Origin of the sequence: Paraburkholderia sp. Ac-20340, assembly GCF_017104965.1 — a bacterium.
Classification (GTDB): Bacteria; Pseudomonadota; Gammaproteobacteria; order Burkholderiales; family Burkholderiaceae; genus Paraburkholderia.
Window position 1 is genome coordinate 76,440 of the sequence record NZ_JAAGPR010000021.1, and the last position, 25,970, is coordinate 102,409.

General features: G+C 62.4%; 25 protein-coding genes. 10 read left to right on the forward strand and 15 right to left on the reverse strand.

All coding sequences use genetic code 11. From position 1 onward, the window contains the following. Positions 1 to 29 precede the first annotated feature (29 nt). Positions 30 to 710 carry a TetR/AcrR family transcriptional regulator gene (locus G3N59_RS23760; RefSeq protein ID WP_205985241.1) on the forward strand — a complete coding sequence of 227 codons (681 nt, stop codon included), beginning with the start codon at positions 30 to 32 and terminating at the stop codon, positions 708 to 710. Here the strand turns inward: G3N59_RS23760 and G3N59_RS23765 are convergent. The 7 genes from G3N59_RS23765 to G3N59_RS23795 form a co-directional block, all read right to left on the reverse strand. Beyond that, complete coding sequence (locus tag G3N59_RS23765; RefSeq protein WP_205985242.1) at positions 689 to 1,951, reverse strand: ATP-binding protein; 1,263 nt, start codon at positions 1,949 to 1,951, stop codon at positions 689 to 691. The two genes, G3N59_RS23760 and G3N59_RS23765, sit on opposite strands and share 22 nt — an antisense overlap. Beyond that, complete coding sequence (locus tag G3N59_RS23770; RefSeq protein WP_205985243.1) at positions 1,935 to 2,672, reverse strand: response regulator; 738 nt, start codon at positions 2,670 to 2,672, stop codon at positions 1,935 to 1,937. Before G3N59_RS23770 ends, G3N59_RS23765 begins: the two co-directional genes overlap by 17 nt. 138 nt (positions 2,673 to 2,810) lie before the next feature. Then, positions 2,811 to 4,139: a type II toxin-antitoxin system HipA family toxin gene (locus G3N59_RS23775; protein ID WP_205985244.1), complete on the reverse strand. Its 1,329-nt coding sequence runs from the start codon at positions 4,137 to 4,139 to the stop codon at positions 2,811 to 2,813. 3 nt (positions 4,140 to 4,142) lie between these two features. Next, the gene (locus G3N59_RS23780; protein ID WP_205985245.1) at positions 4,143 to 4,409 is read right to left on the reverse strand and encodes a helix-turn-helix transcriptional regulator; all 267 of its coding nucleotides are present in this window, start codon (positions 4,407 to 4,409) and stop codon (positions 4,143 to 4,145) included. A 117-nt stretch (positions 4,410 to 4,526) separates the two neighbouring features. Further along, positions 4,527 to 5,906: an LLM class flavin-dependent oxidoreductase gene (locus G3N59_RS23785; protein WP_205985246.1), complete on the reverse strand. Its 1,380-nt coding sequence runs from the start codon at positions 5,904 to 5,906 to the stop codon at positions 4,527 to 4,529. Next, entirely contained in the window at positions 5,906 to 7,147 is a 1,242-nt protein-coding gene (locus G3N59_RS23790; RefSeq protein WP_205985247.1) for an SfnB family sulfur acquisition oxidoreductase, read from the reverse strand. Before G3N59_RS23790 ends, G3N59_RS23785 begins: the two co-directional genes overlap by 1 nt. A 36-nt stretch (positions 7,148 to 7,183) precedes the next feature. Then, positions 7,184 to 8,446, reverse strand: coding sequence for an SfnB family sulfur acquisition oxidoreductase (locus tag G3N59_RS23795; protein WP_205985248.1), 1,263 nt, complete (start codon positions 8,444 to 8,446; stop codon positions 7,184 to 7,186). A 319-nt stretch (positions 8,447 to 8,765) separates the two neighbouring features. Here G3N59_RS23795 and G3N59_RS23800 point away from each other — a divergent pair, with 319 nt between their 5' ends. The 3 genes from G3N59_RS23800 to G3N59_RS23810 all read left to right on the forward strand — a co-directional run bounded on the left by G3N59_RS23800 (position 8,766) and on the right by G3N59_RS23810 (position 11,240). Beyond that, complete coding sequence (locus tag G3N59_RS23800; RefSeq protein WP_205985249.1) at positions 8,766 to 9,608, forward strand: MetQ/NlpA family lipoprotein; 843 nt, start codon at positions 8,766 to 8,768, stop codon at positions 9,606 to 9,608. A gap of 202 nt (positions 9,609 to 9,810) precedes the next feature. After that, positions 9,811 to 10,185 carry a DUF427 domain-containing protein gene (locus G3N59_RS23805; protein WP_205985250.1) on the forward strand — a complete coding sequence of 125 codons (375 nt, stop codon included), beginning with the start codon at positions 9,811 to 9,813 and terminating at the stop codon, positions 10,183 to 10,185. A gap of 47 nt (positions 10,186 to 10,232) precedes the next feature. After that, on the forward strand, positions 10,233 to 11,240 hold the full coding sequence (locus G3N59_RS23810; protein ID WP_205985251.1) for an NAD(P)-dependent alcohol dehydrogenase: 1,008 nt from the start codon (positions 10,233 to 10,235) through the stop codon (positions 11,238 to 11,240). Between the two features lie 4 nt (positions 11,241 to 11,244). Here the strand turns inward: G3N59_RS23810 and ftrA are convergent, their stop codons facing one another. Further along, positions 11,245 to 12,261, reverse strand: a complete 1,017-nt coding sequence (ftrA, locus tag G3N59_RS23815) for a transcriptional regulator FtrA (RefSeq protein ID WP_205985252.1) — start codon at positions 12,259 to 12,261, stop codon at positions 11,245 to 11,247. 97 nt (positions 12,262 to 12,358) lie between these two features. Here ftrA and G3N59_RS23820 point away from each other — a divergent pair, with 97 nt between their 5' ends. Continuing rightward, the gene (locus G3N59_RS23820; RefSeq protein WP_205985253.1) at positions 12,359 to 12,805 is read left to right on the forward strand and encodes a rhodanese-like domain-containing protein; all 447 of its coding nucleotides are present in this window, start codon (positions 12,359 to 12,361) and stop codon (positions 12,803 to 12,805) included. Between the two features lie 110 nt (positions 12,806 to 12,915). Here G3N59_RS23820 and G3N59_RS23825 read toward each other — a convergent pair whose 3' ends face one another. From G3N59_RS23825 to G3N59_RS23840, 4 genes are all read right to left on the reverse strand, one after another. Continuing rightward, a complete protein-coding gene (locus tag G3N59_RS23825) occupies positions 12,916 to 13,569 on the reverse strand; it encodes a substrate-binding domain-containing protein (RefSeq protein WP_241023885.1) in 654 nt (217 codons plus the stop codon). Between the two features lie 64 nt (positions 13,570 to 13,633). Continuing rightward, positions 13,634 to 14,317 carry a 4-carboxy-4-hydroxy-2-oxoadipate aldolase/oxaloacetate decarboxylase gene (ligK, locus tag G3N59_RS23830; protein ID WP_205985255.1) on the reverse strand — a complete coding sequence of 228 codons (684 nt, stop codon included), beginning with the start codon at positions 14,315 to 14,317 and terminating at the stop codon, positions 13,634 to 13,636. A 2-nt stretch (positions 14,318 to 14,319) separates the two neighbouring features. Next, positions 14,320 to 15,345 carry an amidohydrolase family protein gene (locus tag G3N59_RS23835; RefSeq protein WP_205985256.1) on the reverse strand — a complete coding sequence of 342 codons (1,026 nt, stop codon included), beginning with the start codon at positions 15,343 to 15,345 and terminating at the stop codon, positions 14,320 to 14,322. Between the two features lie 453 nt (positions 15,346 to 15,798). Continuing rightward, the gene (locus G3N59_RS23840; RefSeq protein WP_205985257.1) at positions 15,799 to 16,419 is read right to left on the reverse strand and encodes a TetR/AcrR family transcriptional regulator; all 621 of its coding nucleotides are present in this window, start codon (positions 16,417 to 16,419) and stop codon (positions 15,799 to 15,801) included. A 64-nt stretch (positions 16,420 to 16,483) separates the two neighbouring features. Between G3N59_RS23840 and G3N59_RS23845 the strand changes: the two genes are divergently transcribed. Then, the gene (locus G3N59_RS23845; RefSeq protein ID WP_205985258.1) at positions 16,484 to 17,626 is read left to right on the forward strand and encodes an MFS transporter; all 1,143 of its coding nucleotides are present in this window, start codon (positions 16,484 to 16,486) and stop codon (positions 17,624 to 17,626) included. 153 nt (positions 17,627 to 17,779) lie between these two features. Here G3N59_RS23845 and G3N59_RS23850 read toward each other — a convergent pair whose 3' ends face one another. After that, positions 17,780 to 18,079 (reverse strand): hypothetical protein, encoded by a 300-nt coding sequence (locus G3N59_RS23850; RefSeq protein WP_205985259.1) that lies wholly within the window; start codon positions 18,077 to 18,079, stop codon positions 17,780 to 17,782. Between the two features lie 396 nt (positions 18,080 to 18,475). Then, on the reverse strand, positions 18,476 to 19,234 hold the full coding sequence (locus G3N59_RS23855; RefSeq protein ID WP_241023887.1) for a hypothetical protein: 759 nt from the start codon (positions 19,232 to 19,234) through the stop codon (positions 18,476 to 18,478). Between the two features lie 315 nt (positions 19,235 to 19,549). Between G3N59_RS23855 and G3N59_RS23860 the strand changes: the two genes are divergently transcribed. Together G3N59_RS23860 and G3N59_RS23865 are read left to right on the forward strand one after the other, a co-directional pair. Continuing rightward, positions 19,550 to 20,857 carry an MFS transporter gene (locus G3N59_RS23860; protein ID WP_205985260.1) on the forward strand — a complete coding sequence of 436 codons (1,308 nt, stop codon included), beginning with the start codon at positions 19,550 to 19,552 and terminating at the stop codon, positions 20,855 to 20,857. Positions 20,858 to 21,024: 167 nt separating this feature from the next. Beyond that, positions 21,025 to 22,776 carry an IlvD/Edd family dehydratase gene (locus G3N59_RS23865; protein ID WP_205985261.1) on the forward strand — a complete coding sequence of 584 codons (1,752 nt, stop codon included), beginning with the start codon at positions 21,025 to 21,027 and terminating at the stop codon, positions 22,774 to 22,776. A gap of 118 nt (positions 22,777 to 22,894) precedes the next feature. On the opposite strand, the gene G3N59_RS23870 is transcribed toward G3N59_RS23865, so the two are convergent. After that, positions 22,895 to 23,791: a LysR family transcriptional regulator gene (locus G3N59_RS23870; RefSeq protein WP_205985262.1), complete on the reverse strand. Its 897-nt coding sequence runs from the start codon at positions 23,789 to 23,791 to the stop codon at positions 22,895 to 22,897. 134 nt (positions 23,792 to 23,925) lie between these two features. Here G3N59_RS23870 and G3N59_RS23875 point away from each other — a divergent pair, with 134 nt between their 5' ends. Beyond that, positions 23,926 to 24,231 carry an NIPSNAP family protein gene (locus G3N59_RS23875; protein ID WP_205985263.1) on the forward strand — a complete coding sequence of 102 codons (306 nt, stop codon included), beginning with the start codon at positions 23,926 to 23,928 and terminating at the stop codon, positions 24,229 to 24,231. Between the two features lie 62 nt (positions 24,232 to 24,293). Beyond that, on the forward strand, positions 24,294 to 25,814 hold the full coding sequence (locus G3N59_RS23880) for a GGDEF domain-containing protein (protein WP_346777923.1): 1,521 nt from the start codon (positions 24,294 to 24,296) through the stop codon (positions 25,812 to 25,814). The last annotated feature ends 156 nt before the right edge of the window (positions 25,815 to 25,970 follow it).

Consider the following 25,970-nt stretch of genomic DNA (forward strand, 5'->3'; position numbering starts at 1 on the left):
CACACGGACGATTTGAAGGGTTGTTTGATATGAGAAGGACGAGAGAGCAGTCGCTGGCATTGCGCAAAACGCTACTCGACTGCGCGGAGCAGATCTTCGCGCGCAAGGGCTTTGCGCAGACCACGCTCGACGAAATCGCCGCGAAAGCCGGCGTGACGCGCGGCGCGATTTACGTGCACTTCAAGAGCAAGGCCGAAGTGTTCGAAGCGCTGTTCGAGCGGCCCGATCTCACGCTCGCGCCCTTCGATCTGGGCTTGCGTCCCGCCACCATCCGGCCGATGGCGTGGCTCGCGCAGGAGCTGCGCAGCAAGCTCAAACGCATGCTGGGCAACCGCTCGGCGCGCCGTCTTTACGGCATCGCGCTCGCCGACGCCGAATCGGTGCGTCGCAATGCCGCACTCGCCAAACGCATGGAAGCGGCGGTAGCCATTGCCGAACTGAAAATCGCCGATGTGCTCGGCGATGCCGCGCGCTGCGGCGAGATCGACATGTCGCTGGATATGCCGGCGTCAGCGCGCTTCATCTATGCCGCGCTCACCGGTTTCTTCTGCCGCCAGCTCGCGGGCGGCCAGCCCGGCGCCGACGATCTGCTCGTCGCGCGCGTGGTGGAAACGGTGCTCTGCTGCGTACAGCTCAGCACTCCCGATCATCTTTCCCAGCAGCCCGTGTACCGTCCGGGCATGACCGTTCAATCCGCCTTGCGCGGGTAGGGAAAACTCATCGTTACGACGAGGCCGCCTTGCGCGGCGTTGGACACGTCCATCGTGCCGTCGTGTTGACGCACGAGCCGGCGCACGATCGCAAGACCCAGCCCGCAATGCGCTTCGCCACTGCGCGCCGCGTCGAGACGCACGAACGGCCGCTGCACGCGATGCAGGTCGTCTTCGGGCACGCCCGCGCCGTGATCGCGCACGCGCAGCACGTAACGGCCCTCTTCTTTTGACGTCGATACTTCCACGGGCGGCTCGCCATAGGTGAGCGCGTTTTCGATCAAATTCGACAGCATGCGGTCGAGATCGACGGCGGGCAACTGGAAGCCTTCGCCTGCACGCAGATCGAGTTTCACCAGCGCATCGTCGTCCTGTTGCGCGCCGTAATCGCGGCGGCAATGCTCTTCCACTCCCACAAAAGCCGACTGATTCACGCTCTCGCGCGCGAAGTCCAGAAACTGCGTGACGATGCGCGACATCGATTCGGTTTCGCGCAGCAAGGCGGCGCGGTCGGTGTCGGTGGTGAGCAGATCGGCGCGTAACTGCATGCGCGTAATAGGCGTGCGCAGATCGTGCGCGATGCCCGCCAGCATGACCGAGCGCTCGCGCTCCGCTTCCGCCAGTTCGCTCACCATATCGTTGAAATCGCTGGCGAGTTCGCGCAATTCGCGCGGCCCCGCTTCAGCCACACGATGCACGCCCCGGCCGATGCGATATTCGCGCGCCGCCCGCGCAAGCGAACGCACAGGCCGCTGCACCTGCCAGGCAAAAATCACCGCGACGATCACGGCGGCAATCAGCGTCAGCGCCGAAAAGCCCATGAAATGGCTGAGCGGCGGCATGAAGCCCGGCATCATGATCCAGTACGGCGCGTTCTGCCTGCGTATCCAGACGTTGCCGTTATCCGGCTCGACCACCACATGGCCGCCCGGCCCGAGTCGCGGCCGCAACGTCTCTTCCAGCGGCCCCGACGAATCCGTGCACGGCGCGGGGCAACCTTCGGCCACGGCATGCTCCGCGCTGACATAGCGGATGCCCAGCGTTTGCGCGACCTGGTCGGCGAGCACGGGATCACGCTCGCGCACCTGTGCGGCCACCATCATATTGTTGAGCGAGCGCTGCGCATCGATCTTCGCGCGCGCCTGATCGATCAGCAGCAGCGCCATGAAATGCACGGCCACGATCAGGCCCACCGTCATCAGCGAAAGACGGATGAACAGCGTGTCAAAGGTCCGCTTCATCGGCGTCGTCTTCGTCGGGAACAAACATGTAGCCGACGCCGCGCATCGTCTGCAGGCGGCGCGGGTTGGACGGATCGACTTCGATCAGACGACGCAGACGCCAGACCGGCACGTCGATGCCGCGCTCGGTCACTTCGGCGCCCGGGCCGTGCAGCAGATCGAGCAGACGCGCGCGCGAGAGCGTTTCCATCGGATGCTGGGCGAACACTTCGAGCATGGCGTATTCGGCGCCGGTCAGTTTGACCGGCTCGCCCTCGCGCAGCAGCGTGCGCGTGGCGAAGTTCAGCTCGAACGGACCAAAGCGGCACGGCGCGCGCCGCTCGGCGGGCGCGCCGCGGTCGGGATCGCCCTGGCGGCGCAGCACCGCGCGGATGCGCGCGAGCAGTTCCTGCGGCATGAACGGCTTGCCGAGGTAATCGTCCGCGCCCAGTTCGAGGCCGACCACGCGATCGGTGCCATCGGCGCGCGCCGTGAGCATGATGACGGGAATGCGGTCGCCGCGCCCGCGCAGCTCCTTGAGCGCCGTGAGGCCGTCGACGCCCGGCATCATCACGTCGAGAACGATGACCGAAGGCCGCTCGCGTTCGAGCCGGCGTTCGAGCTGCATCGCATCGTGCAGCACGGAAAATTCGATATTGCGTTGCTGGAAGAAGGCGCGCAGAAGATCGCGCAGCGCTTCGTCGTCGTCGACCAGCAGGACCTGGAATTCAGGATCGGACATCGGGTGCGCCTCCGGGGACGGCAAGGCAACGATCAACGTGCCGGCAAACGGGTTTCTGCTGAAAATTCAATGGCAAAGCGTGTCAGGCAAAAAGATGCGGCGCGTATCAAAACGACTATTTTGCCCTGGTCACGCCGGTCACGACGCAATGAGCCGTTGCGCGCTGAAACGCAGCCCGTCGAACAGCCGTTCGGCCACGCGAGCAGGAAAGCCTGCGGGCAGGTTCGCGCCGACGGTTTCGATCACCTGGGGCGTGCGCGCCACGAGACGCTCGATGATCGGCGCGGCATCGGGGCCATAGTGGCAAAGCTGCGCGGTGGCGTCGAAATGGGCGCGCTTCACGTCGCGCATGCGGTAATGGCGGCTCTTGCCCCACACCGCCATCGCCAGCGTGGCCTTGTGCCACGACCACTGATTGCCGCCATCGCCTTCCACGGGCCAGATCGACATGACGTCGTAGAGCGGCGCAAGCTGAAACCGCCCGCCCGGCAGCAGACGCAGGCTGAAATTCTTCGCGTGGCCGTCGGGCGCGGCCATCATCCAGAAGGCGATCTGCGCGGCGAGAAAGGTTTCGATGTCTTCGCGCGCCGATTGCGACTGACGCAGCAGATCCGCAATCTCGCGCACACCGGGCCCGCCCTGCGCTTCGTACTTGAAATGCGGCGCAACGCCCAGCGCCTGGCAAAAATCCTCCTGCGGCAGACGCAGCAGCGCGCCGCTGCGCGACACGGCGCGGTCGAAGCGCTCCACCGCCAGCACCTTCTGCGCGCCGAACGTGACGATGCGCGCGTTCGACACCGGCAATCCATACGCCTTGAGCACGGCCAGGCACAGCCACTCGTTTTCCACCGACGTATTGAAATCGACCTTGCGATGGCCGATAAAACCCAGCGGCAGCTTGAGAATGTGCGTGGTGGGCGTGGCGCCGTGCGGCAGCAGCCAGCGGCCGTCGTGATAAAGCAGCGCGGTCTTTTCCTGCGCGCCGGCCAGCGAAATGCGCAGTTCTTCTTCGGCGTCGCCTGCGCCTGGCAGCACCGCGCCGGACGTCTCCAGCAGCAGCCTTTCGATGGCGGCATCGTCGAGCGGCGTGCCGTCGATACGCGCGAGCGGCGCGGGCGTTTCGTCCTCGTCGAGCAGTTGGACCGCGCCCACGCAATCGCGCCCGATCGCCTTGAGCAGATCGAAGGCGTCGATGGATTCGGTGCGAAAGCGCGCGGCGATGCGCCGGCGGATCACCGCGCTATCGGGCAGCAGATTGTCGAAATAGTGATAGACGCGCGCGCCGCGCAAGGGCCGCTCGCCCAGGCCAAACGGCAGCGAAAGCGACAACGGCCGTCCTGCGTCCGAGGCTTTCCAGCCCGCGTCGTAGCGCAGTTCGGCGTCGCCGGAACCCGTTAGCGTCCATGTGCCGACGCGCTCGCCATTGGCCCAGATCGACAGGGTGCGCGAATGCGACTTGCGGCCCATCGCTTACCACTCCACGCGTTTTTCGCGCAGCTCGTATTCCGGGTCTTCGTCGTCGCGCGGCTGCACGCAGAGTTCGAGCTCGTAGAGCGCGAACAGCGCGAGCATCTGCTCCAGCGAGATGCTGGCCGTGCCGGTGGTTTCCAGCGCGGAAAGCCGCGGCTGGCCGATGCCGAGCGAAGCGGCGGCCTGCGTCTGGGTCAGGCCGCGTTCTTTTCTCGCCGATTGCAGGATCTCGGCAAGCCCCGCCGGCGTGTGGACGATGATCTTCATGCGATATTCCTGTGAGGCATAAACCGATTATATGCCTGTGGACGATATTCACGCAATATCGCTGACACGCATAAACAGGAAATATCGCTATCGATGATATCGGACAAAGCTGCCCGATCAGGCCAGCACTGCGGCCTCCCGGCGGAACGACGCGCCCGCATGGCGCTGCGGCAGCGTATCGCCTTCCTTGAACAGCTTCTGGCGCAGCGTGCCCTCTTCGTACGCCGTCTTGTAGATACCGCGATCCTGCAATTCGGGCACGATCAGATCGACGAAATCCTCGTAACTCTCGGGCGCCACCGTGCGGCTCAGATTGAAACCGTCCACATCGGCTTCGTCGACCCAGGCCTGAAGCTCGTCCGCGACCTGCGCCGGACTGCCGACGATGGCCGGATAGCGCCCGCCCAGCTCGAACATCTCCAGCAGCGCGCGACGCGTCCAGCCGTGCTGCTTCGCCGTGCGCGTGGCCGATTCGATGGCATTGCCGGGCGTGTAATCGACCGGCTCGTCCAGATCGTATTGCGCGTAGTCGATGCCCGTGCTCGCCGCGAAATGCGCGAGCCCCGCCTCGCGGCTCACGTAGCGCTGGTAATCCGCGAACTTTTCCTGCGCCTCGCGCCCGGTTGCGCCCGTGACCACCGCCGCGCCCACGAACACCTTCACATCGTCGGGACGCCGCCCTGCGCGCACCAGTTGCTCGCGCAGCGCGCGCACCGTCTCGCGCCCCACCGCGCGGTTGGGCGGCGAGATGAACACGCATTCGGCGTGACGCGCGGCAAAACGCTGCCCGCGCCCGGAACTGCCCGCCTGAAACAGCACCGGCGTGCGCTGCGGCGACGGCTCGGCCAGATGATAGCCATCGACCTTGTAATAGCGCCCCGCATGCTGCACGCGATGCACCTTCGCCGGGTCCGCATAGACGCGCGCGGCCTTGTCGCGCCGCACGGCATCGGCTTCCCAACTGCCTTCCCAGAGCTTGTAGAGCACGTCGAGATATTCGTCGGCGCGCTCGTAGCGCTCGTCGTGCGGCAACTGTCCGGCCACGCCCATCGCACGCGCCGCGCTGTCGAGATAGCCCGTGACGATATTCCAGCCGATGCGCCCTTGCGTCAGATGATCGAGCGTGGAAAAACGCCGCGCCAGCAGATACGGCGCCTCATAAGTGAGATTGACCGTCACGCCGAAACCCAGATGCTGCGTGACCGCCGCCATCGCCGGCACGAGCAGCGTGGGATCGTTCACGGGCAACTGGATCGACTCGCGCAGCGTCACATCGACATTGCGCTGATACACATCGTAGACACCGACGATATCGGCCAGAAACAACCCGTCGAACAGACCGCGTTCGAGCGTGCGCGCGAGATCGGTCCAGTAAGCGATCTTGCGGTAATCCGCCGAACGGTCGCGCGGATGCGTCCACAAACCGTGATTGATATGGCTCACGCAATTCATGTTGAACGCGTTGAGCAGAATGGGCTTCTTGCGGGTTTGCGGCATTACAAGGCTCCGTGGCGCGGCGGCAGCGCATCGTTCAGATAGAAATTGCCGATCGCGTGATACTTCCAGCGCACCGGATCATGCAGCGTGTGCGTGCGCGCGTTGCGCCAGAAACGGTCGAGCCCGAGGCCGTCGAGCGTGGCCGCCGTGCCCGCGAGTTCGAACAGACGCGAACCGGCGTCGAGCGCAATCGTCGTGGTGAGCGCACGCGCTTCGGCGACGGCGATCGAGGCTTCGGCGACCGATTGCTCGCCGGGCGCGGCCTGCGCCGCGTCCACGTAGCGGCCCGCGCGACGCACCAGCGCCTCGGCGGCACTCAGGCGCGCGTAAAGATCGCCGAATTGCGCAATCGTGAGCGGATCATCCGCGGCGCGCTCGACCCTGGCGTCGATCCACGGGCGCGAGCGTTCGCGCACGAAACGCAGCGCCGCGTCGAACGCGCCGCGCGCCTGACCGAGATCGATGGCCGCATGAATGATCTGCGCAAGCGGGCCGATGGTGGTCGCACGCTCGAACGAAGTCTGGAATGGCACGATCCATTGCGGCTCCACGCGCACGCCGTCGAACTGCACCGAGCCGCTGCCGGTGACACGCTGGCCGAAACCGTCCCAGTCGTCGGTAATCGTCACGCCTTGAGCGGAGCGCGGCACGAACACGAGATAGGTCACATCGCGTCCGTCCTCTTCGCGCACGACGAGCGTGGGAATCCAGTGCGCGTAGAGCGCGCCGGTGCAATAGAACTTGCGGCCATCGATACGCCAGCCCTGCGCGTCGCGCGAAAGCCGCGTGCGGCGCAGAAAATCCTTATGACCGATTTCGGCGAGTGCATTGCCAAAGCGCTCGCCTGCGAGTACGCGCTCATAGAAAAAGCGCTGTTGCTCCACGCTGCCGCCCACGCGCAGCACTTCGAGCGCGTAGAAATGATTCTGTGGAATCTGGCCGAGCGAACCGTCCGCTGCGGCGATGGTGGCCGTGACTTCGGCCAGCGTGCCGTTTCGCACGCCAGGGCCGCCGAATTCGCGCGGCACCGTAATCGTCCAGAGACCGCTGGCCACGAAGGCATCGAGTTCGGCCCAGGGCAGACGGCGTTCGCGATCGCGTAGCGCGGCTTCCTGAGCAAAGGCATTCGCCAGTCGCTGCGCCGCCTCGATCGCCTGTGCATCGCTTTCGATGCGTGCGGGCGTTTGCGCAGCGTGTTCGTCATCGCGCTCCAGGAGCGCGGCAGAGATATCGACATTCATGCGTCTATTCCCGATCTATTCCCGATCTTTCGCCGCTCAATTCCACGAATGTCGCGCAGGCAGCGCGTCATTCAGGTGATAGTTGCCCAGCAGATGCAGTTTCCAGCGCACAGGGTCGTGCAGCGTATGAGTGCGCGCGTTGCGCCAATGGCGGTCGAGGTTGTGCGCCGCACGCGTGGCCGATGATCCCGCGAGTTCGAAGAGCTTTTCGCTCGCTTCCAGCGCGATGCGCGTAGTCAGCACTTTCGCCGCGGCAACCGCCACCGAAGCGCGCGCGCTGCCTTGCTCGCTCAGGCCATTGCCAAACGCTTCCACGGCCAGCGCATCGAGCGTGCGGCCCGCATCGAGCAGCACTTCGCGCGCGGCGTGCAGGTCGATCTGCAGACGGCCGATATCGGCAATGATGTAGGGATCGTCGGCCGCGCGGGCGACGCCCGAATCCATCCACGGCCGCGCGCGATCGCGCACGAAAGCGATGGCATCGGCCACGGCAGCTTCGGCGATACCTTGATCGATCGCCGCCTGAATGATCTGCGAAGTCGGGCCGAACAGGCCTGGTTTGTCGGCGAGTTGCCAGAGCGGCAACACGTCCTGTGGATCGATCGCGACATTGTCGAAACGTACCGTGCCGCTCGCAGTCGTTCGCTGTCCGAAGGAACTCCAGTCGTCGATGACGGTGAGACCCGCTGCATCGTGCGGCACCCAGACCTGCACGGCGCGACCTTCATCGTCGATGGCGCGCGTGGGGACGCGATGCGCGAACAGCGCGCCCGTCGAATAGAAACGCTCGCCGTTCAGGCGCAGTCCGTCCGGCGTCGATGAGAGACGCGTCGCACCTTGCAGGATGGTGGGCGAAGCGGCCGAGCGGCGTTCGGGTCCGGCATTGCCGAATCGATGCCCCGCCAGCGCCTGCGCATAGAAACGCGCTTTCTGCGCAGGCGAGCCGCTTTCGCGCAACAGGCCCAGCACGCCAAAGTGATTCTGCGGAATCTGGCCGAAAGCGGGATCGGCGGCGCATAGCAGCACGAACACTTCGGCGAGCGTGGCGTACGAGACTTCCGCACCGCCATATTCACGCGGCACGGTCATCGCGCCCAGCCCGCTTTCGGACCAGCGCTCGAGTTCGTCCCACGGCAGCGCACGCTCGCGGTCGCGTTGCGCAGCGCCTGGCGCGGCGAATCGCGCAAGTTCGCGAGCCGCTTCGAGTGCTTCGGCATCGTTCGCAATACGCCGTACGCGGCGCGGATCGGGAAGCCGCGGCACACGCGTTGCGGCGTTGGAAAATTCACTGGTGGGCATGGCGAATCGACTGATTTTGAATGGCGTCCCGCCTGCATGTTGCGCGGGTCATGCCAAACATTTGAACAGCGCGAACGCCAATCCCCTACCAGTTTTTCCGCGATTGCATATGACGAAACCGGCTATGCGCGCGCGTGGCGCTGCAAGCACGGGGAACAAAAACAGGGATATCGTCGATGCGGAGCGCACCCGCCTTAGCACGCCACGTAAAGTGCTTATCACGATCCCTGCGATAAACAACGCGCGCGAAATTGTTTGGTAATGATGCAGTTGCGCCCTAGCATCGCCCCATCATTCACCACGTCACGGTCGCACAATCATGAACAAGAACAAGAGAACACTGCTGGCAACGGGGCTGGCTTCGATCGCGCTGATCGCGGGCGCCGCGCTCGTACCGTTCGGCCAGACGGCTGCGGCCGCTCAACATACGGTGCGCGTGGGCATCATGTCGGGCGAAGATGAAGACGTGTGGCGCGTGGTTGCCGCCAATGCCGCGCAGCATGGCATCGACGTCAAGGTGACGACGTTCTCCGACTACACCCAGCCAAACGAAGCGCTTTCGCAGCACGATCTGGACGCCAATTCGTTCCAGCACAAGCCGTATCTGGACGCGCAGATTGCCGCGCGCCACTACACGATCGTGCCTGTGGGCTTCACCTATGTGCAGCCTATCGGCCTGTATTCGCGCAAGCATCCTTCGGTCGCGGCATTGCCGACGGGCGCGTCGATCGGCGTGCCGAACGACCCGAGCAATGAAGGCCGCGCGCTGTTGCTGCTGCAATCGTATGGGCTGATCAAACTGCGCGACAACGTCGGCCTGCTGCCGACCGCGCGCGATATCGCAAGCAATCCGAAACAACTGAAGATCAAGGAACTCGATGCGGGTATCGTCGGCCGTGCGATTGGCGATCTGGACGCCGCCGTGGTCAATACCGACTGGGCGGTCAAGGCGGGTATCCGCATTCCGCAGGAACGTATTGCGCAGGAGAAAGTGGACGGCAGCCCGTATCGCAACTTTATCGCCGTGAACGAGAAAGACGCCAATGCGCCCTGGGTGCGCGATCTCGTGGCCAGCTATCAGCAGGCTAACGTGGCGGCGAAGATCAACGCGGTGTATCACGGCACCACGTTGCCGGCCTGGAACGGCGCGCCGCAGCAGTAAAGCAAACTTTGGCGGCGGGGTCCGGCCGCTTAAAACCGTTTCATGACCAACGCGGTGTTGGCGCGGCTCGAACCCGCCAACACCCGCATCACCTCTCCGCGCATTACGCCCTCCTTTCCTCCTGTCGCCTCCCAGGCCGATATCGGTTTTTCGTCCTACACTACGGAGTCGCCACCGCAACCGACAGGAAAGGAGTACCGCCATGAGCGCGAAACCCGTCAAGATTCCCGGCCCGGATCATCCGATCACAATCGAGCGCAATCCGGCGCGGATCGTCGTGAAAGTGGCGGGCCAGACCATCGCGGATACGCGCCACGCCCTGACGCTGCGCGAAGCGAACTACCCGAGCGTGCTCTACATCCCGCGCGACGACGCCGATATGACGCTGCTCTCGCGTACCGATCACACCACCTACTGCCCTTATAAGGGCGACTGTTCTTATTACACGATCAATCCGGGCGGCGACCGCTCGATCAACGCGGTCTGGACTTACGAAACGCCGTACGAAGCCGTCGCGCAGATCAAGGATCATCTGGCGTTCTATCCGGATCGCGTGGATTCGATCGAGGAACTTTAGGGCGTCTGGCCGGTTCCATTGTCCTGCAAGGTCTTCCGGAGAAATTCATGCAAGCCATCAAGCTGATCGCGCCCGCCGGGCTCGACAACCTCAAGCTCGTCGACATTGCCGCGCCCGGCGAACCCAGGGCTGGCGAAATTCGTGTGCGCGTGCACGCCAGTTCGCTCAACTATCACGATCTGGGCGTGGTGCTCGGCCGCATGGGCGCCGCCGATGGCCGGATTCCGATGTCGGATGGCGCGGGAGTCGTGGAAGCGGTCGGCCCGGGCGTAAGCGAATTCGCCGTGGGCGATCAAGTGGTATCGACCTTCTTCCCAACCTGGATCGACGGCGCGCCCACGATTCCCGACTTCTCCACCACGCCCGGCGACGGCGTGGACGGCTATGCGCGCGAAGCCGTGATCGCGCCGGCCACGGCCTTCACGCGCAGCCCGCGCGGCTACACGCATGCCGAAGCGGCCACGCTCACGACCGCGGGTTTGACGGCCTGGCGCGCGCTGGTGGTAGACGGCGCGATCAAGGCGGGCGCAACCGTACTGGTGCTCGGCACGGGCGGCGTGTCGATCTTCGCGCTGCAGTTCGCCAAGGCGATGGGCGCGACGGTCATCGCCACCTCTTCCTCCGACGACAAACTCGAACGCGCGAAGCAACTGGGCGCGGACCACGTGATCAACTACAAGCGCGAGCCGCAATGGTCGCGCCAGGTGCTGGAGTACACGAACGGTCTGGGTGTCGATCATGTCGTGGAAGTGGGCGGCCCTGGCACGCTCGAGCAATCGATTCTGGCGACGCGCGTGGGCGGTCATATTGCGTTGATCGGCGTGCTCACCGGCATCGAAGGCCAGGTGCCGACGGGCACGATGATGCGCCGCCAGCAGCGCCTGCAAGGTTTGATCGTCGGCAGCCGCCAGCATCAGATCGATCTCGTGCGCGCCATCGACGCGACGGGCGTCAAGCCCGTGATCGACCGCTCGTTCCCGCTCGAAGGCATTGGCGACGCGTTCCGCCTGCAACAGGCTGGCGGACACTTCGGCAAAATTGTTCTGGAATACTGATCGATCAATCGCGCGCGTGCGAACGATACGAACCCTCCGAACCATCCGAACCGCGCGCGAATTGTTCACGATAGGCGGCCGGGCTTGTCAGCGCGATACGGCGGAAGTGCCGCCGCAACGACTCTTCCGAGCCGAAGCCCGACAGATCCGCCACGCGCTCCATCGGCAGATCGGGCCGCGATTCGAGCAGATCGCGCGCGATACTCACGCGCTCGCGCACGACCCACGCATACGGACCCATACCGGTTGCATCGAGGAATTGCCGCTGCAGCGTGCGCGCGCTCATCGCGGCCTGCGCCGCCAGCGAGGCGACGCTATGGTCCAGACGCGGATTCGCCCGCACCCAGTCCATCAGTCTGGCCAGCGGACTGGCTTCGTCACGCGGCATCGGCCGGGGAACGAATTGCGCCTGCCCGCCCTCGCGATGCGGCGGCACGACCAGGCGCTGCGCGACACGATTAGCGACCGCGCCACCGTGGTCGCGGCGCACCAGATGCAGCAGCATGTCGATACCGGCCGCCGAACCGGCTGAAGTCAGCAACTGGCCTTCGTCGATATAAAGCGCGTCGGGCTCCACGTGCAGCGCGGGATAACGCTGCTGCAAACGCTCGGCGTAACGCCAGTGCGTGGTCACACGTTTGCCGTCCAGCACACCGGCGGCCGCCAGCACGAACACGCCCGAACAGATCGAACACAGCCGCGCGCCGCGCGCATAAGCGCTGCGTATCTTCTTGAGCAGCGCTTCGGGCGGCCGTTCGTCCGGGTCGCGCCAGCCCGGTATCACGATGGTTTGCGCGCGGTCGAGCATCGCCAGCGTGTAAGGCGCGGACACGGTGATGCCGCCCGCCGCGCGCAGCGGACCGCGTTCGGCAGCGCAAACGGCGAATCGATACCAGTCGACGTCAAGCTCGGGACGTTCGAGCGCGAACAACTCCGTCACGCAGCCGAATTCGAACGTGCAAAGACGGTCGTAGGCAAGCGCGACAACAAGATGAGCGGATAAGCGGGAAAAATCGGCCATGGCGCGATGTTACCGGAGATTGGCAATCGCGCCACTGTCGCCGGCCATGCGGGAAAGCGAAAATGACAGCCATCGACACCCCAACAAGGAAGCGCGCATGTCATCCGTATCCGAAGTCCCCGCCGCCGCCAGCCCAGAGGCGCTCGCCCATTTCAGCGCCTCGCTGGCCTACGAAACCGATTGCTCCGACGTCCACGCGGCGCTCACCGGCAGCGCGCCGCCCGATTTCGTGCTCCTCGACGTGCGCGGCCCGGCGCTGTTCGAACGCGGCCATGTACCCGGCGCGGTCAACCTGCCGCACGGCAAGATCGTCGAATCAAAGCTCGCCGCTTATCCGCCCGAAACGCTTTTTGTCACCTACTGCGCAGGGCCGCATTGCAATGGCGCCGCGCGTGGCGCGATCCGGCTTGCGCGGCTCGGGCGCCCGGTCAAGATCATGACGGGCGGCATCACGGGCTGGCTGGATGAGGCATTTGAGTTGAGCGGGAATGCGCAGGCGGCCAGGTCCGGCGCTGCTAATTCAGCCACGGCGACCACTGGCTAGTCGCGGGAAAATCGCCCTGCTTTGCCAGCAAACCCGCGATGCGACCAAGACGCCTGTTGATGCAGCGGCGCCTTTGCCACGAACCGGCACGCGCGCCATCGCTCGCGATATCAGACCATACCGTGACGACGCTTCACCACTCCGGCTTCGTCCGAGCGCAGTGACGAAAGCCATGAGAGCACCGCGGGAGCGCTGGCAGATTGGCTGCAGATTCCCGCAGCAAAAACCGTTTCCCGCTGGATTTCGGCAGGAAGCTCACCGACGATACTAATGCCATCGACGTTGATCAGCTCGCTGAGTTGCTGAAACCCGAGTTCGACCTCGCCCGTGGTCAAAAGACTGGCGACCGGCACCCCTGCGGGCGCACGAACAAGCCGCGGCGTGACTTGCTCCGCAATACCCCAGCGCTCGAGTAGCGTCATCAGATGGGTGCCGCTCGGCCCTGTCGAATAACCAATCGCCCTGGCGTTCTCAACGGCCCGTCGTACCGCGTCCTCGCTACCGAGTTCGGGACGACTCGCGCCAGCAACAACCGCGATGGCGACGCCGGACTGTGCGACGTCAACGAGCGTAGCCGCGTCGATAAAGCCAGCGTCCGCCAGGCGCAGCATGGCATCTTTTGCCAGCACCGCGAAGTCGAACGACTCGCCGCTTTCCAGTCGCCGGGCCGCTTCGACACCGCCGACCGATTCGATCGACACCACCTGGCCCGTTCGCGCGCGATAGCTCGCGGCGAGTTCACCCAGGACATGTCTCGTCGCCATGGACGAAATCCCGGCAATCCCGCTTGTGTCATTCGCTAGCGTCATGTTTGCGGCCCTTGGCCTTCTAGTCGATATAGCGCAAACCGAGCTTTTCGAGCGGTTCGCGCATTTTGTACATATCGAGACCGAGCACGCCCGATGCCAGCTTCAAGCGCTTCTCTTCCTCGAACGATTCCCGCGCAGCGGCCTTATCGAGCGTCTCCACTGCTTTCTGCGAGGGCACGACAACCACGCCATCGTTATCCGCGACGATCACGTCGCCCGGATTCACGAGCGCGCCCGCGCACACCACGGGAATGTTGACCGAGCCGAGCGTCGCCTTGATGCAGCCTTTCGCGGACACAGCCTTGCTCCACACCGGAAAGCCCATTTCCTGCAGCACGCTGACATCGCGCACGCCGCCGTCGATGATCAGCGCACGCGCGCCGCGCGCCTTGAAGCTGGTCGCGAGCAGATCGCCGAAGTAACCGTCGGTGCATTCGGCCGTGATGGCTGCAACCACGATGTCGCCGGGCTGAATCTGTTCGGCGGCCACGTGCATCATCCAGTTGTCGCCGGGATGCAGCAGCACTGTCACCGCCGTGCCGCTCACGGGCGCGCCAGCGTAGATCGGACGCATATACGGCTTCATCAGGCCGACGCGGCCCATGGCTTCATGCACCGTCGCGCTGCCGAGCGCACCGAGTTCGTCGGCCGCGCGGCGGTCTGCGCGCGCGATGTTGCGATAAACCACTCCGAGTTCAGTCATGATCAACGTCCTTGTGCCTTGAGGGTGGCGTCGAGGCGCGAATACACGCGACGCGCATTGCCTTCGTAAATCTTGTAGCGCTGGTCCGGGTTCATGTCCGCGGCTTCCACGTAGCGCTTCGTATCGTCGAAATAGTGGCCGGTTTGCGGATCGATGCCGCGCACCGCGCCGATCATTTCGCTCGCGAACAGAATGTTGTCGACCGGAATCACCTTCGTGAGCAAATCGATGCCCGGCTGGTGATACACGCAGGTGTCGAAGAAAATGTTCTTGAGCAGATGCTCTTCGAGCAGCGGCTTCTTCATTTCCTGCGCGAGACCGCGGAAACGGCCCCAGTGATACGGCACTGCGCCGCCGCCGTGCGGAATCACGAACTTCAGCGTGGGGAAGTCGCGGAACAGATCCGAAGTGAGGCATTGCATGAACGCCGTGGTGTCGGCGTTCAGATAGTGCGCGCCCGTGGTGTGGAAGCACGCATTGCAGCTCGTGCTCACGTGCACCATCGCCGGAATGTCGTACTCGACCATCTTTTCGTAGATCGGGTACCACGAGCGATCGGAGAGCGGCGGGCTCGTCCAGTGGCCGCCCGACGGATCGGGATTCAGATTGATCGCGACGTTGCCGTACTGCTCCACGCACTTCACGAGTTCAGGAATGCAGGTGGCGACATCCACGCCGGGGCTCTGCGGCAGCATCGCGGCCGGAATGAAATGCTCCGGGAACAGCTGGCTCACGCGGTAGCAAAGCTCGTTGCAGATCGCGGCCCACGTGGCGGACACTTCGAAATCGCCGATGTGGTGCGCCATGAAGCTGGCGCGCGGGCTGAACACCGTGAGGTCGAGACCGCGCTCGCGCATCAGGCGCAGTTGGTTCTGCTCGATCGACTCGCGCAGCTCGTCGTCGCTGATCTTCAGCTCGGACACAGCGGGCATTTCCGCAGGACTATTGATACCTGCAATCTGACGGTTGCGCCACGCTTCGAGTGCCTTGGGGGCGGTCGTGTAGTGGCCGTGGATGTCGATGATCATCGTTACCTTCCGGGTGCGCGGATTCGACGTGGTGCACGGACTTCAGCCGTTGCACGGCGCCGATCGGGAATGAGAGTGGGCAAAGCTTTCGGTACATGCGTCATAGCCGGTACCGCAAGTATCGCTAAAACACGCCTGAAAATACGTGCCGATAAACTGATTCGATACCTCAATAAGCTTTTCGAATCGCCCGCGCGCTGTGGCGATCCGCTCCCCCAACATCGTCAGCCTCGCCCGCCAGCAAGGCCCGGCCACATCGGCCTGCGCATCCATGAACATAAACGAAACCGATTGGCTTGCGCCCTTCCATCTCTCGCGCTCTTCGCGCACCGCAAGTCACCGGACGCAAAGCTTGCCGACCTCGACAAGACACTGGCCCGTCCGTTGGAGGACGATGATCGCGGGCGGCGAATCCTGTCCATGCGAGATGTCGGCCCGATCTGCGCGCCGCTGCTACTCGCTGTCTCGCGCCGCACCGTTCCCAGACGACAGCGCACGCACGACGAAATCAGCCAGGCGGCTCGCAAACGCGGCATCGAGCGGTTCGCCCTGGAGCAGTCGGTACCAGAAGGCGCCATGAAAACTCGCGAGTGCGATTTCCAGATCGGCATCGCGGCAGATTTCGCCATTGCGTTGCGCCGCCTCGAGAATGTCAGCCACCACACGGGCACGCGGTTCGACGAATCGATGCCTGAAGCGCTCAAGGAAATCGGGCTCTTCCTGCGCAGCGGCGATCAGGCTCCGAATAGCGGGACCGTCGATCGCCAGATTGTCGAAGAGATCGAGCAGATACTGCCGCAGGACCCGATCGAGCGCGCCATTCTCCAGCACCTGCACGCGCGCGGCACTTTCCAGAAACGCATCGAGGACCAGTTCGGCCTTGCTTGACCAGCGCCGATACAGCGTCTGCTTCGCAACGCCCGCCGCGTTGACGATCTGCTGGATGCTGACCGCGCTGTAGCCCTGCTCGATCACCAGTTGTCGCGCCGCCTGGCGCAGCGCCGGGGCCGTGGCATCGTCGCGCGGACGCCCCGGCTGGCGCGCCTGCGCATCGTCCTTATCCAACGTGCTCATATTCAATACCGTAGTCTCGTATTTAAATTATGATACCGCAGTCTCGTAATTGAGGTTGCCAATCATGTCCGCTTCATCTCGTTTGCTCCGGCCGTCCGGGGCCTTTGTTCTTTTGGCCACTGCATGCCTGACCATCATGGTCGGCAGCGCGATTGTGCCGGGATTGCCCGTCGTGGCTCACCAGCTTGGCCTGAAAGGCCTGGAAAGCTGGCTTGTGACGATGCCTTCCGTGGGTGTCGTTGTGCTCGGTCCCGTGGCGGGCCGACTGGTCGATAAAGTCGGCCTGCGTCCGGGTCTGTTGTTGGGACTCTTTCTTTACGGAGCATTCGGAGTGGCGGCGCCCCTGCTTCACGGCCCGTACGTCGTGCTCATCGACCGGTTTCTGTTGGGCGGGGCAACCGCATTGGTGATGGCGACGGGCACGGGGCTCATCTCGACCTTTTACGACGGTCAGCAACGGCTAGCCATGATTGCCCGTCAAGGCATGGCGATTGAATTGGGCGGCGTCATATTCCTGACGATCGGCGGTTGGCTTGCGTCACGCGGCTGGTGGTATCCGTTCTCACAATACGCACTCGCATGGGTCCTCCTGGCGCTGGCGCTGCGCTACATTCCGGTTCAACCGAAACAGGCAGGTCCGACACTTGAGCAAGATGCTGCGGGTATGCCCAGGGAATTGCTGCGCGTCTACTGCGCGGCATTCTTCTCGATGGGGTGCTTCTTTGTGGGTGTCATCGTCCTGCCCCTTCGCTTTCACGAAATCGGCATTGGAGAAGCGCTCACGGGCTATTTCCTTGCGTTCGTTTCATTGGTAGCCGTGGGCTTTGCTGCGCTCATGCCTCGCTTGGCATCGCGTGCGGGATCGAATACGACCCTCTTCGTTGCGTTCATTTCCTACGCCGTTGCACACGCAATATTTTCGGTCTCCGATGCACTACCGGCATTTTTCTGCGGTGCTGTTGCGCTGGGCGCTGGATTCGGTCTTTCGGTGCCTCTAGTGAATCATTTGACGGTTGAAATCAGCTCGGAAAATAGGCGCGGCAGTGCGCTCGCGGCGCTTTCGATGGCTATTTTTGCAGGGCAATGCATACCGTCTTTCATGCAATATTCGCCAGGCAACACAGCAGCACTGTTTCGAGCCGCTGCTGCGATGGGGCTGGTTGTTGCATTGGGTTTGCCGCTGCTCAACCAATTCCGCAGAACGTAAGGCATCGCGCGTAGCAATCGCTGTCCTTCGCAGAAAACGAACGCGTTATCCGGGCGGCACCCCCATGCGGGATTGCCGCCCGGACAGTTGCATCCGGCGTCGGGTTCCAGTTCTGCTCTCCGTGGCGGTTCATCTGGTCCCCACCCGCGATCGTCAATGCAAGAAGTGAACGCTGCTGATCTCCTCCTCATCGGCATCCTCGGACGAGGCGTGGTCAAGTATTGCGCACCGGAAGTCGAACTTGACGCGAAGAATCGCGGATTCAATGCGATCGTCTCCACGATAGGCCATCAGGCGAGTATTGATCGCTTCCTCGACAGCGAGAATCGCCTGCTCGACGCTCTCCGGATCGTCGCTATCGAAGCCGACCTCAATCTCAACGCTCTCCAGCAAATTCAGCGCTGTGCCAATGTCCTCGGAAGCGACAAATAATGTCGTGGCATCTTCTCTCATCTATCCTCCCCGTTCGGCTATCTAAAACCTGCAGACCGTTGCGAGTTGCACGGCTATCGTTGCACAACCGGAACAAAGCTGCCGGACAACGTACATGGGGTTTGCGTTCGAAACAACGGATGCCTTGCTGTACGCAGAGAAGCGAATAGAATCGAAGGTTCCAGCGCATCGTTGCGGTTATCGCCACGTCCTTGAAAGCTGCCATTAAGGAAAATGGCGCGACGAAATCGCCACAAGCACCCTGCTGCTTCCGACGCTGTCCTCCCAGACATTTCCTGTACAGATCCCTCTGTCGCAGAACGTCCGCTTCCTGGCACCGCGCGGACCTGCGGGCGACCACACGCGAGTTCCGATTTAGGTCAGCGCACTCACACGCTACCGGGCGTGACTCGAATGCTAGTCAACGCGAAGCAAGCGGCCCGATTCCGGGCACACGGCGGCTGGTGAGCCGTTAGACCAGACTTGCTCATTCTCGAGTTGCAGCGACGTCGAGGGAGCAACATCGAAAGCGATCTTCAGCGCGCTAGCAATATTGGCGTCTTCGATGGGAAGTTCCCACGTCAGGAAAATCTGGGCAAAGTCCTGGCCCGGGGCGAATTCGGCCGCCGAGAAACTGTCGCTGCTGCGCTGAATGACCCCGTGCGGCTGAACCGGATCGAAAATTACGGCTGTTCCCCGCTTGATGGGAATGCGTTGGCCCGTCAAGGGAAAGTGCAAATCCAGACCCTTATCTTCCGTCAGGAAGAGATTGCAGAAGGCGTTACCGCCGTATTGTTCGCCGTCGTGGTGATACCTCGCGCCACGACAGCCCATCAGCGCCATGTCGCAATCTGCAATCAGTGCGGGCAGCCCCAGGGTGCCGGTCCACTCAGACGTCGCCTGCACGCAGCGCTTGTAGTCCGGCCAGCGCATTTGCGTGCGCGCCAGCGGCATCACCTCGACATCTCCAGGCTCCAGAGCGAGCCGCACATCTATTTCTCTTTGCCAATCCGCAAGCACGGCCGCAGAAGGCGCCGGCAGATCGAGCGTTCCGGATAAAACGATGTCACTGACGCGGCGACTGCGGATGGCGTCGCCGCTCCAGAAAAAGGAGGTCAAGGTATTTCGCATTCGATTCTGTCGCAGAGAACTCAGCGAGACATTGTAACGATTCATCGTGCTCATCCCGGCAGGCGCGCCAACGTATAGCTAAACGGCGACGGCACGAGGCGCGGCCAAAACGGCGAGTTCTGTCCCCAATCGATACCGCCGACCGTGGCACACCGAAAAATCTTTTCGTTCTGAACCCAATGCCATCGACTTCAATGCCGGCACGCGCTCCTGCATATTCTCGACACGGATCGTAAGCCGCTGAACGCAGTACCTGGCCAGCGAGATACGAACATCAACAATGCAGGCGAACGCCTCCGCTCACGAGGGGCGGCATGCCGACGTCGCGTGCCCATCACGACGATAAATCAGGAGACAACGATGTCCTCACATCCAGCCATACCTGCGGATGCCACGCGCACATCCGCGGATGCTACGTTTCGAAAAGCAGCGTGGCGCTTCATGCCGCTTCTGTTCGTCTGTTACGTGGTCGCCTACCTTGACCGGGTGAATGTGGGGTTTGCCAAACTCCAGATGCTGAACGACCTCAACTTCAGCGAGGCAGTCTACGGTCTTGGAGCAGGCCTGTTTTTTGTCGGCTATTTTTTGTTCGAAGTCCCTAGCAATCTGCTGCTTCATCGTGTGGGTGCACGCCGCTGGATCGCGCGCATCATGGTGACCTGGGCAATCCTCTCGCTCGCTACCGCGTGGGTTACCACGCCGACCATGTTTTACATCGTCCGCTTCTTTCTAGGCGTTGCAGAAGCTGGGTTTTATCCCGGCATGATTCTGTACCTGACCTACTGGTTTCCTTCCCATCGGCGCGGGAAGATGATGGCCGTGCTTACGGCCGGCAATCCGGTCTCCGGCATGCTTGGCGGTCCCCTCTCGGGATTCATCATGCACTCTTTCGCGGGAGTCGCAGGTCATAGCGGCTGGCAGTGGCTTTTCATTATCGAGGCCATGCCGGCAATCGCGCTTGGCATCATCGTCTTCTTCTTTCTCGACGACCGCGTGAAAGACGCGAACTGGCTCAGTGGCGAAGAGAAAGCGCAAATCACACGGGAAATCGACGGCGACGCGGTCAGTCGCACTCATGGCTCGGTCAAGGATGCATTCTCGTCCGGTTGGGTTTGGCTACTCTGTCTTATCCTTTTCGGCATCATCATGGGATCGTACGCAATCGGTTTCTGGCAGCCGACCATTATCAAGGCGTCCGGCGTCAATGACCCGCTGACGGTCGGCTTGCTCACGATGATTCCTTACACCTGCGCGCTCATTTCAATGATTCTGGTTGCGCGCAGTGCCGACCGTATGCGCGAGCGTCGTTGGCATGTTAGCGCTCCCGCGCTCGTAGCTGCGATGGGATTCTGTCTCTGTGCGCTCAGCGACCATCAGCTTGTGCCCGCGATGATTGGCCTGTCACTCGCTGCAGCGGGCATCGTTTCCGCCCTGCCGATGTTTTGGGCGCTTCCCACCTCGTTCCTCGGTGGCACCGCCGCAGCGGCCGGTATCGCGCTCATCAATTCGACCGGCAATCTCGCCGGATTCGTCAGCCCTTCGGTCATGGGCTGGCTAAAAACCGAGACTCACTCCTTGACCTCCGGCTTATACCTTGTCGCGGGAAGCCTGACGCTCTCTGCGGTATTGATTCTGGTATTCCTTCCGGCCAAGGTGGTGAACCGATGACGCGTGCAGGTTTGCAGAAAGCGGCCGAGGCTGCATATCGGAATGCAGACGCAGCCACCTCATCGACATGAGTCAACCGCCCTCTACATCTGACTGAGTCCGTTTCACTGACGTGACGAATCGAAAGATTAAGCGGCAGATAGCAAGTGCAAATTTTGGAGAAAGTCATGGCTGACAAAAAAGATAGTCCGCAAACACCCGCCGATGTTACTGGCATGAAGCGCGGGTTGACCTCTTACGGTGACCAGGGATTCTCGCTGTTCCTTCGCAAAGCGTTTATCAAAGGTGCCGGTTATACGGATCAGGCGCTTGACCGTCCGGTCATCGGAATCGTCAACACCGGCAGCGGCTTCAATGCATGCCATGGAAACATGCCGCAACTCGTCGAGGCGGTGAAGCGGGGTGTCATGCTCGCAGGCGGTTTGCCGATTGACTTTCCGACCATCTCGATTCACGAGAGCTTCTCGTCACCGACGTCGATGTATCTGCGCAATCTGATGTCGATGGACACGGAAGAAATGATTCGCGCGCAGCCGATGGATGCGGTCGTACTGATCGGCGGTTGCGACAAAACGGTGCCTGCCCAATTGATGGGTGCCGCCTCGGCCGGTATGCCCGCCATTCAACTTATCACTGGCTCCATGCTCACGGGCTCGCATCGGAGCGAACGTGTGGGGGCATGTACGGACTGCCGCCGATACTGGGGCAAGTTCCGTGCGAACGAAATCGACCAGGAAGAGGTCGACGACGTCAATAACCAACTCGTTGCGAGCGTGGGCACTTGCTCCGTCATGGGTACGGCGAGCACCATGGCATGTATCGCCGAAGCCCTGGGCATGACGGTGCCTGGCGGTGCAACGCCTCCCGCGGTAACGGCCGACCGTATCCGCGTGGCAGAGCAAACCGGCACGACCGCCGTCACGCTTGCAAAAGAACGATTGACCATCGACAAGATACTCACGCCAAAGGCGTTCGAGAACGCAATGCGCGTGCTGCTCGCTATCGGCGGCTCCACCAACGCGATAGTGCACCTTAGCGCGATCGCCGGCCGCCTTGGTCACAAGATTGACCTCGATACGCTCGACCAGATGGGCAAGGAAACGCCCGTCCTGCTCGACCTCAAGCCGACGGGGCAGCACTATATGGAGGATTTTCATAAGGCAGGTGGCGTCGCCACCCTGCTTCGCGAGCTGAAGCCGCTTCTGCATCTCGATGCATTAACGGTAAGCGGTCACACGCTGGGTGAGCAGATTGAGGCAAGTGGTCAAGGGTTCCAGCAGGATGTGGTGCGGTCTTTTTCGCAACCGATCTACCCACAAGGTGGCCTGGCCGTTCTCCGCGGCAATCTCGCTCCGGGCGGCGCAATCATTAAACAGTCTGCTGCCGACCCGAAACTGATGGAACACGAGGGCCGCGCTGTTGTGTTCGAAAACGTCGAAGACCTGATCAATCGCATCGACGACGAATCCTTGGACGTGAATGCCGACGACATCCTCGTGCTCAAGAACATCGGACCGGTGGGTGCGCCTGGCATGCCGGAAGCCGGCTACATCCCCATCCCGCGAAAGCTCGCGCGTACCGGAGTGAAAGACATGGTCCGAATTTCCGACGGTCGGATGAGCGGAACCGCATTTGGCACGATCGTCTTGCACGTTACGCCCGAAGCAGCCGCAGGGGGAACGTTGGCCTATGTTCGCAACGGGGACCGCATTCGTCTCAGCGTCGTGAATCGAGAGGTATCGCTTCTCGTCGCCGATGAAGCGTTGAAACAGCGCGCAGTGGAAACGCCCATTACGCGACCGACGGCGGATCGTGGCTACCGCAAGCTCTTCCTGCAAACCGTAACGCAGGCGGACGAAGGGGTAGACTTCGACTTCCTGCGAGCAGCCAGCCTTCAGAAAGACACTCCAACCGAATGAACATGCAGGTCCGGGGCAACACACGATGCCTCGGACCGCGCCAGCTTACGAAGCGAGTCGCTCAACCACCGGCGCGTGCCCTGCCGTGATGTTTGCGGCTTCTCCGCGCAGGCGCGCTTCACGCCAGTGCGTCGTCATGAGGCCGGTTGAAAGTACTCGCGGCTGCCTGCGCGAACAACTTCACCAGCGCGAATCGCGGTGAATGTCGTGCGATCACAAGTCCGATACGACGTACCGGTGCGCGTTCGGGGAGCGCAATACGCGTGATCGCAAGCCCGCTCGTCCATAACGAAGGCCAGTCGGGCACCAACGATACGCCCAGCCCTTTGGCCACGAGCGTCGCGATGGCGAGCAATCCGTCAATTTCAAGTCTCTGCCGCGGGTGTAAATCGTTGTCTCGCAAGTAGCGGTCGGCCAATTGACCGCCGAGGACAGAACGAGCGTAACGAACGAATGGCTCGGAAGTCAGAAGTTCGTGGGCATCACGCCCTCTCATCGATTCGTGCGCTACCACGATTAGTGGCTCTTCAGTCAGCGGATGCCATTCGCACGTTTTGGGCATGGCGAATTGTGGCTCGACAACGATGGCGACATCGAGCTCACCCGCGCAGACCTTCTTGCAAAGGTCGACCGAACTTCCCGTATCGACAAAAATCTTCAGATCGGGATACGTGGCATACACACCCTGCAGGACCGACGGCAGTATGCTGACCATCGCCGACTGGAACACGCCCACCCTCAGTTCGCCGATTTGCATCTGGCCATCTTGTGCAATGGCCTGCATGTCCCTCACGGCGCGAAGAAGTGCATGCGCGCTATCCAACACCTTTACACCTTCGGCAGTGGGTCCAACGTTGCGTCCTGAGCGTTGAATCAGCGTGGTTCCCAGGCTTTCTTCGAGTGAGCGAATCCGCGCGGCAACCGCAGTTGCCGTCAGCCCAAGGCGTCGCGCTGCTTCGGCGATGGACCCACTCTCCACCACGGCGACAAAACTCTGCACATAACGAATGTCCATAACCGATTCTATGACAGAGAAGGGAATCGTTGAAAGATCATGACGGCCAGCATCACGCGCTGGTCCGAGCAAAATTTTGTGCGGATCGAACTAGAATCGCAGATCACCCAAACCACCGAGGCCATCGCCCGATCATGATCACCTGCACGCTGCGCTACGTCATCGACCCGTATCGACTCGCCGAATTCGAAGCCTACGCAAAGATGTGGATTCCTTTGGTCGAGCGCTTCGGCGGCCAGCATCACGGCTATTTTCTGCCCAGCGAAGGCGCGAACAATATCGCGCTCGCGCTGTTCTCGTTCCCGAGCCTCGCCGCCTACGAAACCTATCGCCAGCAATCGCAGCATGACGCCGACTGCCAGGCGGCGTTCCAGTATGCAAACGACACACGCTGCATCGTGAGTTATGAACGCAGTTTCATGCGTCCGGTATTCGGGTAGGATTCGGGTAGTGCGCGCGGCGCGTTCCGTGCCGCGCCTCAACCTCTTTCTGCGCAAACGACATGCAACAAGGCACTCCGGCCACCGCCGCCAGCTTTGCCAGTATGGGCGTCGATCTGCTCGACTTCTTCGACGTCACCCCCACTTCGCTGTGGCTTGAGGACTATAGCCAGCTACGCGCCCTGTTCGAGCGCTGGCGCGAAGGCGGCGTGACGAATATACGCGCGTGGCTCGAAGAAGATCCGCGCCGCGTTGCCGAATGCTCGGCCTGCATCCGCGTACTCAAGGTCAACCGCCATACGCTCGCGCTCTACGGCGCGCGCAGCCACGACGAACTGACCGAACATCTGGCCGAAGTCCTGCGCGACGACATGTTCCAGGCGCACGTGGGCGAACTCGAACAGATGTGGCAAGGCAGCAGCACCTTCGAAAGCAAGAGCGTGAATTACACGCTCGGCGGGCGGCGCATGGACATTCTCCTGCGCGGCGTGATCCTGCCGGGCCATGAAAACGACTGGAGCCGCGTGCTGGTGTCGATCGAAGATGTTTCGGCGCTCGAAGAAGCCCGTCATCGCGCGACGGCCAGCGAACAATACGCGCTGGGTGTTTTCGAACACGCGCCGGTGTCGCTCTGGGTCGAGAATTTTTCGGCGATCCGCGAGTTGCTGGACGAAGTGCGCATGCAGGGTATCGTCGATTTCCGCACTTTTACCGACGTGCATCCCGAGTTCGTCGAGCGCTGCATGAGCGAAATCCAGGTGCTCGACGTCAATCACTACACGCTCGGCATGTATCGCGCGCCGGACAAAGCCACCCTGCTCGCGCGCCTGCCGCAGATTTTCCGCGATGAAATGCGCCCGCATTTTCGCGAGCAGTTGCTCGATCTATGGGAAGGCCGCCTGTTCCAGCAGCGCGAGGTGATCAACTACGCGCTCGACGGCAGCGAGCTCAACGTCCATCTGCAATTTTCGGTTTTTCCCGGTCACGAGGAGCGCTGGGATCTCGTGCTGCTCGCGCTCACGGACATCACGGCGCGCAAGAAAGCCGAAGCCTACCTCGAATTCCTCGGCAAACATGATGTGCTGACGAAGCTCAAGAACCGCTCGTTTTACGTCGATGAATTGAACCGTCTGCAGCGCAAAGGGCCGTTCCCGGTCAGCGCGATCGTGCTGGACATGGACAACCTCAAGGCCGTCAACGACCAGTTGGGTCATGCGGCTGGCGACGCGCTGCTGCGCCGTGCAGGCGAAGTGCTCGCGAAAGCCATCCAGAAGCCGTATCACGCGGCGCGCATCGGTGGCGACGAATTCGCGGTGCTGATGCCGGGCGCAGACGCGCGCGACGCGGAAATTGTCGCGGATAGCATCGGCAAGCTGGTCGAACTGAACAACCAGTTCTATGGCGGCCCGCGTTTGAGCTTTTCGCTCGGCTGGGACAGCTGTGCGGAAGGCGAAAGTGTGGAACTGATGTTGCGTGCCGCGGACGCGGCGATGTACGAGGCGAAGCGCCGGCGCAACGAACTCGCACGCAATGGTGCGGAGTCGGTGGATCTGCGCAACAAGCCGCGCAAGGGCGAGCTTTAAGCGCTACTGCCGCGCCAATAGCAAGCAAATTCCGACGTAAACGGCAACCGGGAGCGCGACGCAAAGCGCCTCGCTCCCGGCTTGTGATACGTCATGCCGACGCACGTGCGTAGCTTGCGGCCACGCGAAAGGCGCACGTCAGATCACATGTAAGGA

Coding starts and splice junctions, on each gene's coding strand:
- G3N59_RS23880 (WP_346777923.1), top strand. CDS start 24,294: ATGCAACAAGGCACTCCGGCCACCGCCGCCAGCTTTGCCAGTATGGGC.
- G3N59_RS23845 (WP_205985258.1), top strand. CDS start 16,484: ATGTCCGCTTCATCTCGTTTGCTCCGGCCGTCCGGGGCCTTTGTTCTT.
- G3N59_RS23805 (WP_205985250.1), top strand. CDS start 9,811: ATGAGCGCGAAACCCGTCAAGATTCCCGGCCCGGATCATCCGATCACA.
- ligK (WP_205985255.1), bottom strand. CDS start 14,317: ATGACTGAACTCGGAGTGGTTTATCGCAACATCGCGCGCGCAGACCGC.
- G3N59_RS23865 (WP_205985261.1), top strand. CDS start 21,025: ATGGCTGACAAAAAAGATAGTCCGCAAACACCCGCCGATGTTACTGGC.
- G3N59_RS23850 (WP_205985259.1), bottom strand. CDS start 18,079: ATGAGAGAAGATGCCACGACATTATTTGTCGCTTCCGAGGACATTGGC.
- G3N59_RS23790 (WP_205985247.1), bottom strand. CDS start 7,147: ATGAATGTCGATATCTCTGCCGCGCTCCTGGAGCGCGATGACGAACAC.
- G3N59_RS23820 (WP_205985253.1), top strand. CDS start 12,359: ATGTCATCCGTATCCGAAGTCCCCGCCGCCGCCAGCCCAGAGGCGCTC.
- G3N59_RS23785 (WP_205985246.1), bottom strand. CDS start 5,906: ATGCCGCAAACCCGCAAGAAGCCCATTCTGCTCAACGCGTTCAACATG.
- G3N59_RS23810 (WP_205985251.1), top strand. CDS start 10,233: ATGCAAGCCATCAAGCTGATCGCGCCCGCCGGGCTCGACAACCTCAAG.
- G3N59_RS23795 (WP_205985248.1), bottom strand. CDS start 8,446: ATGCCCACCAGTGAATTTTCCAACGCCGCAACGCGTGTGCCGCGGCTT.
- G3N59_RS23765 (WP_205985242.1), bottom strand. CDS start 1,951: ATGAAGCGGACCTTTGACACGCTGTTCATCCGTCTTTCGCTGATGACG.
- G3N59_RS23770 (WP_205985243.1), bottom strand. CDS start 2,672: ATGTCCGATCCTGAATTCCAGGTCCTGCTGGTCGACGACGACGAAGCG.
- G3N59_RS23870 (WP_205985262.1), bottom strand. CDS start 23,791: ATGGACATTCGTTATGTGCAGAGTTTTGTCGCCGTGGTGGAGAGTGGG.
- G3N59_RS23835 (WP_205985256.1), bottom strand. CDS start 15,345: ATGATCATCGACATCCACGGCCACTACACGACCGCCCCCAAGGCACTC.
- G3N59_RS23760 (WP_205985241.1), top strand. CDS start 30: ATGAGAAGGACGAGAGAGCAGTCGCTGGCATTGCGCAAAACGCTACTC.
- G3N59_RS23775 (WP_205985244.1), bottom strand. CDS start 4,139: ATGGGCCGCAAGTCGCATTCGCGCACCCTGTCGATCTGGGCCAATGGC.
- G3N59_RS23780 (WP_205985245.1), bottom strand. CDS start 4,409: ATGAAGATCATCGTCCACACGCCGGCGGGGCTTGCCGAGATCCTGCAA.
- G3N59_RS23855 (WP_241023887.1), bottom strand. CDS start 19,234: ATGAATCGTTACAATGTCTCGCTGAGTTCTCTGCGACAGAATCGAATG.
- G3N59_RS23800 (WP_205985249.1), top strand. CDS start 8,766: ATGAACAAGAACAAGAGAACACTGCTGGCAACGGGGCTGGCTTCGATC.
- G3N59_RS23860 (WP_205985260.1), top strand. CDS start 19,550: ATGTCCTCACATCCAGCCATACCTGCGGATGCCACGCGCACATCCGCG.
- ftrA (WP_205985252.1), bottom strand. CDS start 12,261: ATGGCCGATTTTTCCCGCTTATCCGCTCATCTTGTTGTCGCGCTTGCC.
- G3N59_RS23825 (WP_241023885.1), bottom strand. CDS start 13,569: ATGGCGACGAGACATGTCCTGGGTGAACTCGCCGCGAGCTATCGCGCG.
- G3N59_RS23840 (WP_205985257.1), bottom strand. CDS start 16,419: ATGAGCACGTTGGATAAGGACGATGCGCAGGCGCGCCAGCCGGGGCGT.
- G3N59_RS23875 (WP_205985263.1), top strand. CDS start 23,926: ATGATCACCTGCACGCTGCGCTACGTCATCGACCCGTATCGACTCGCC.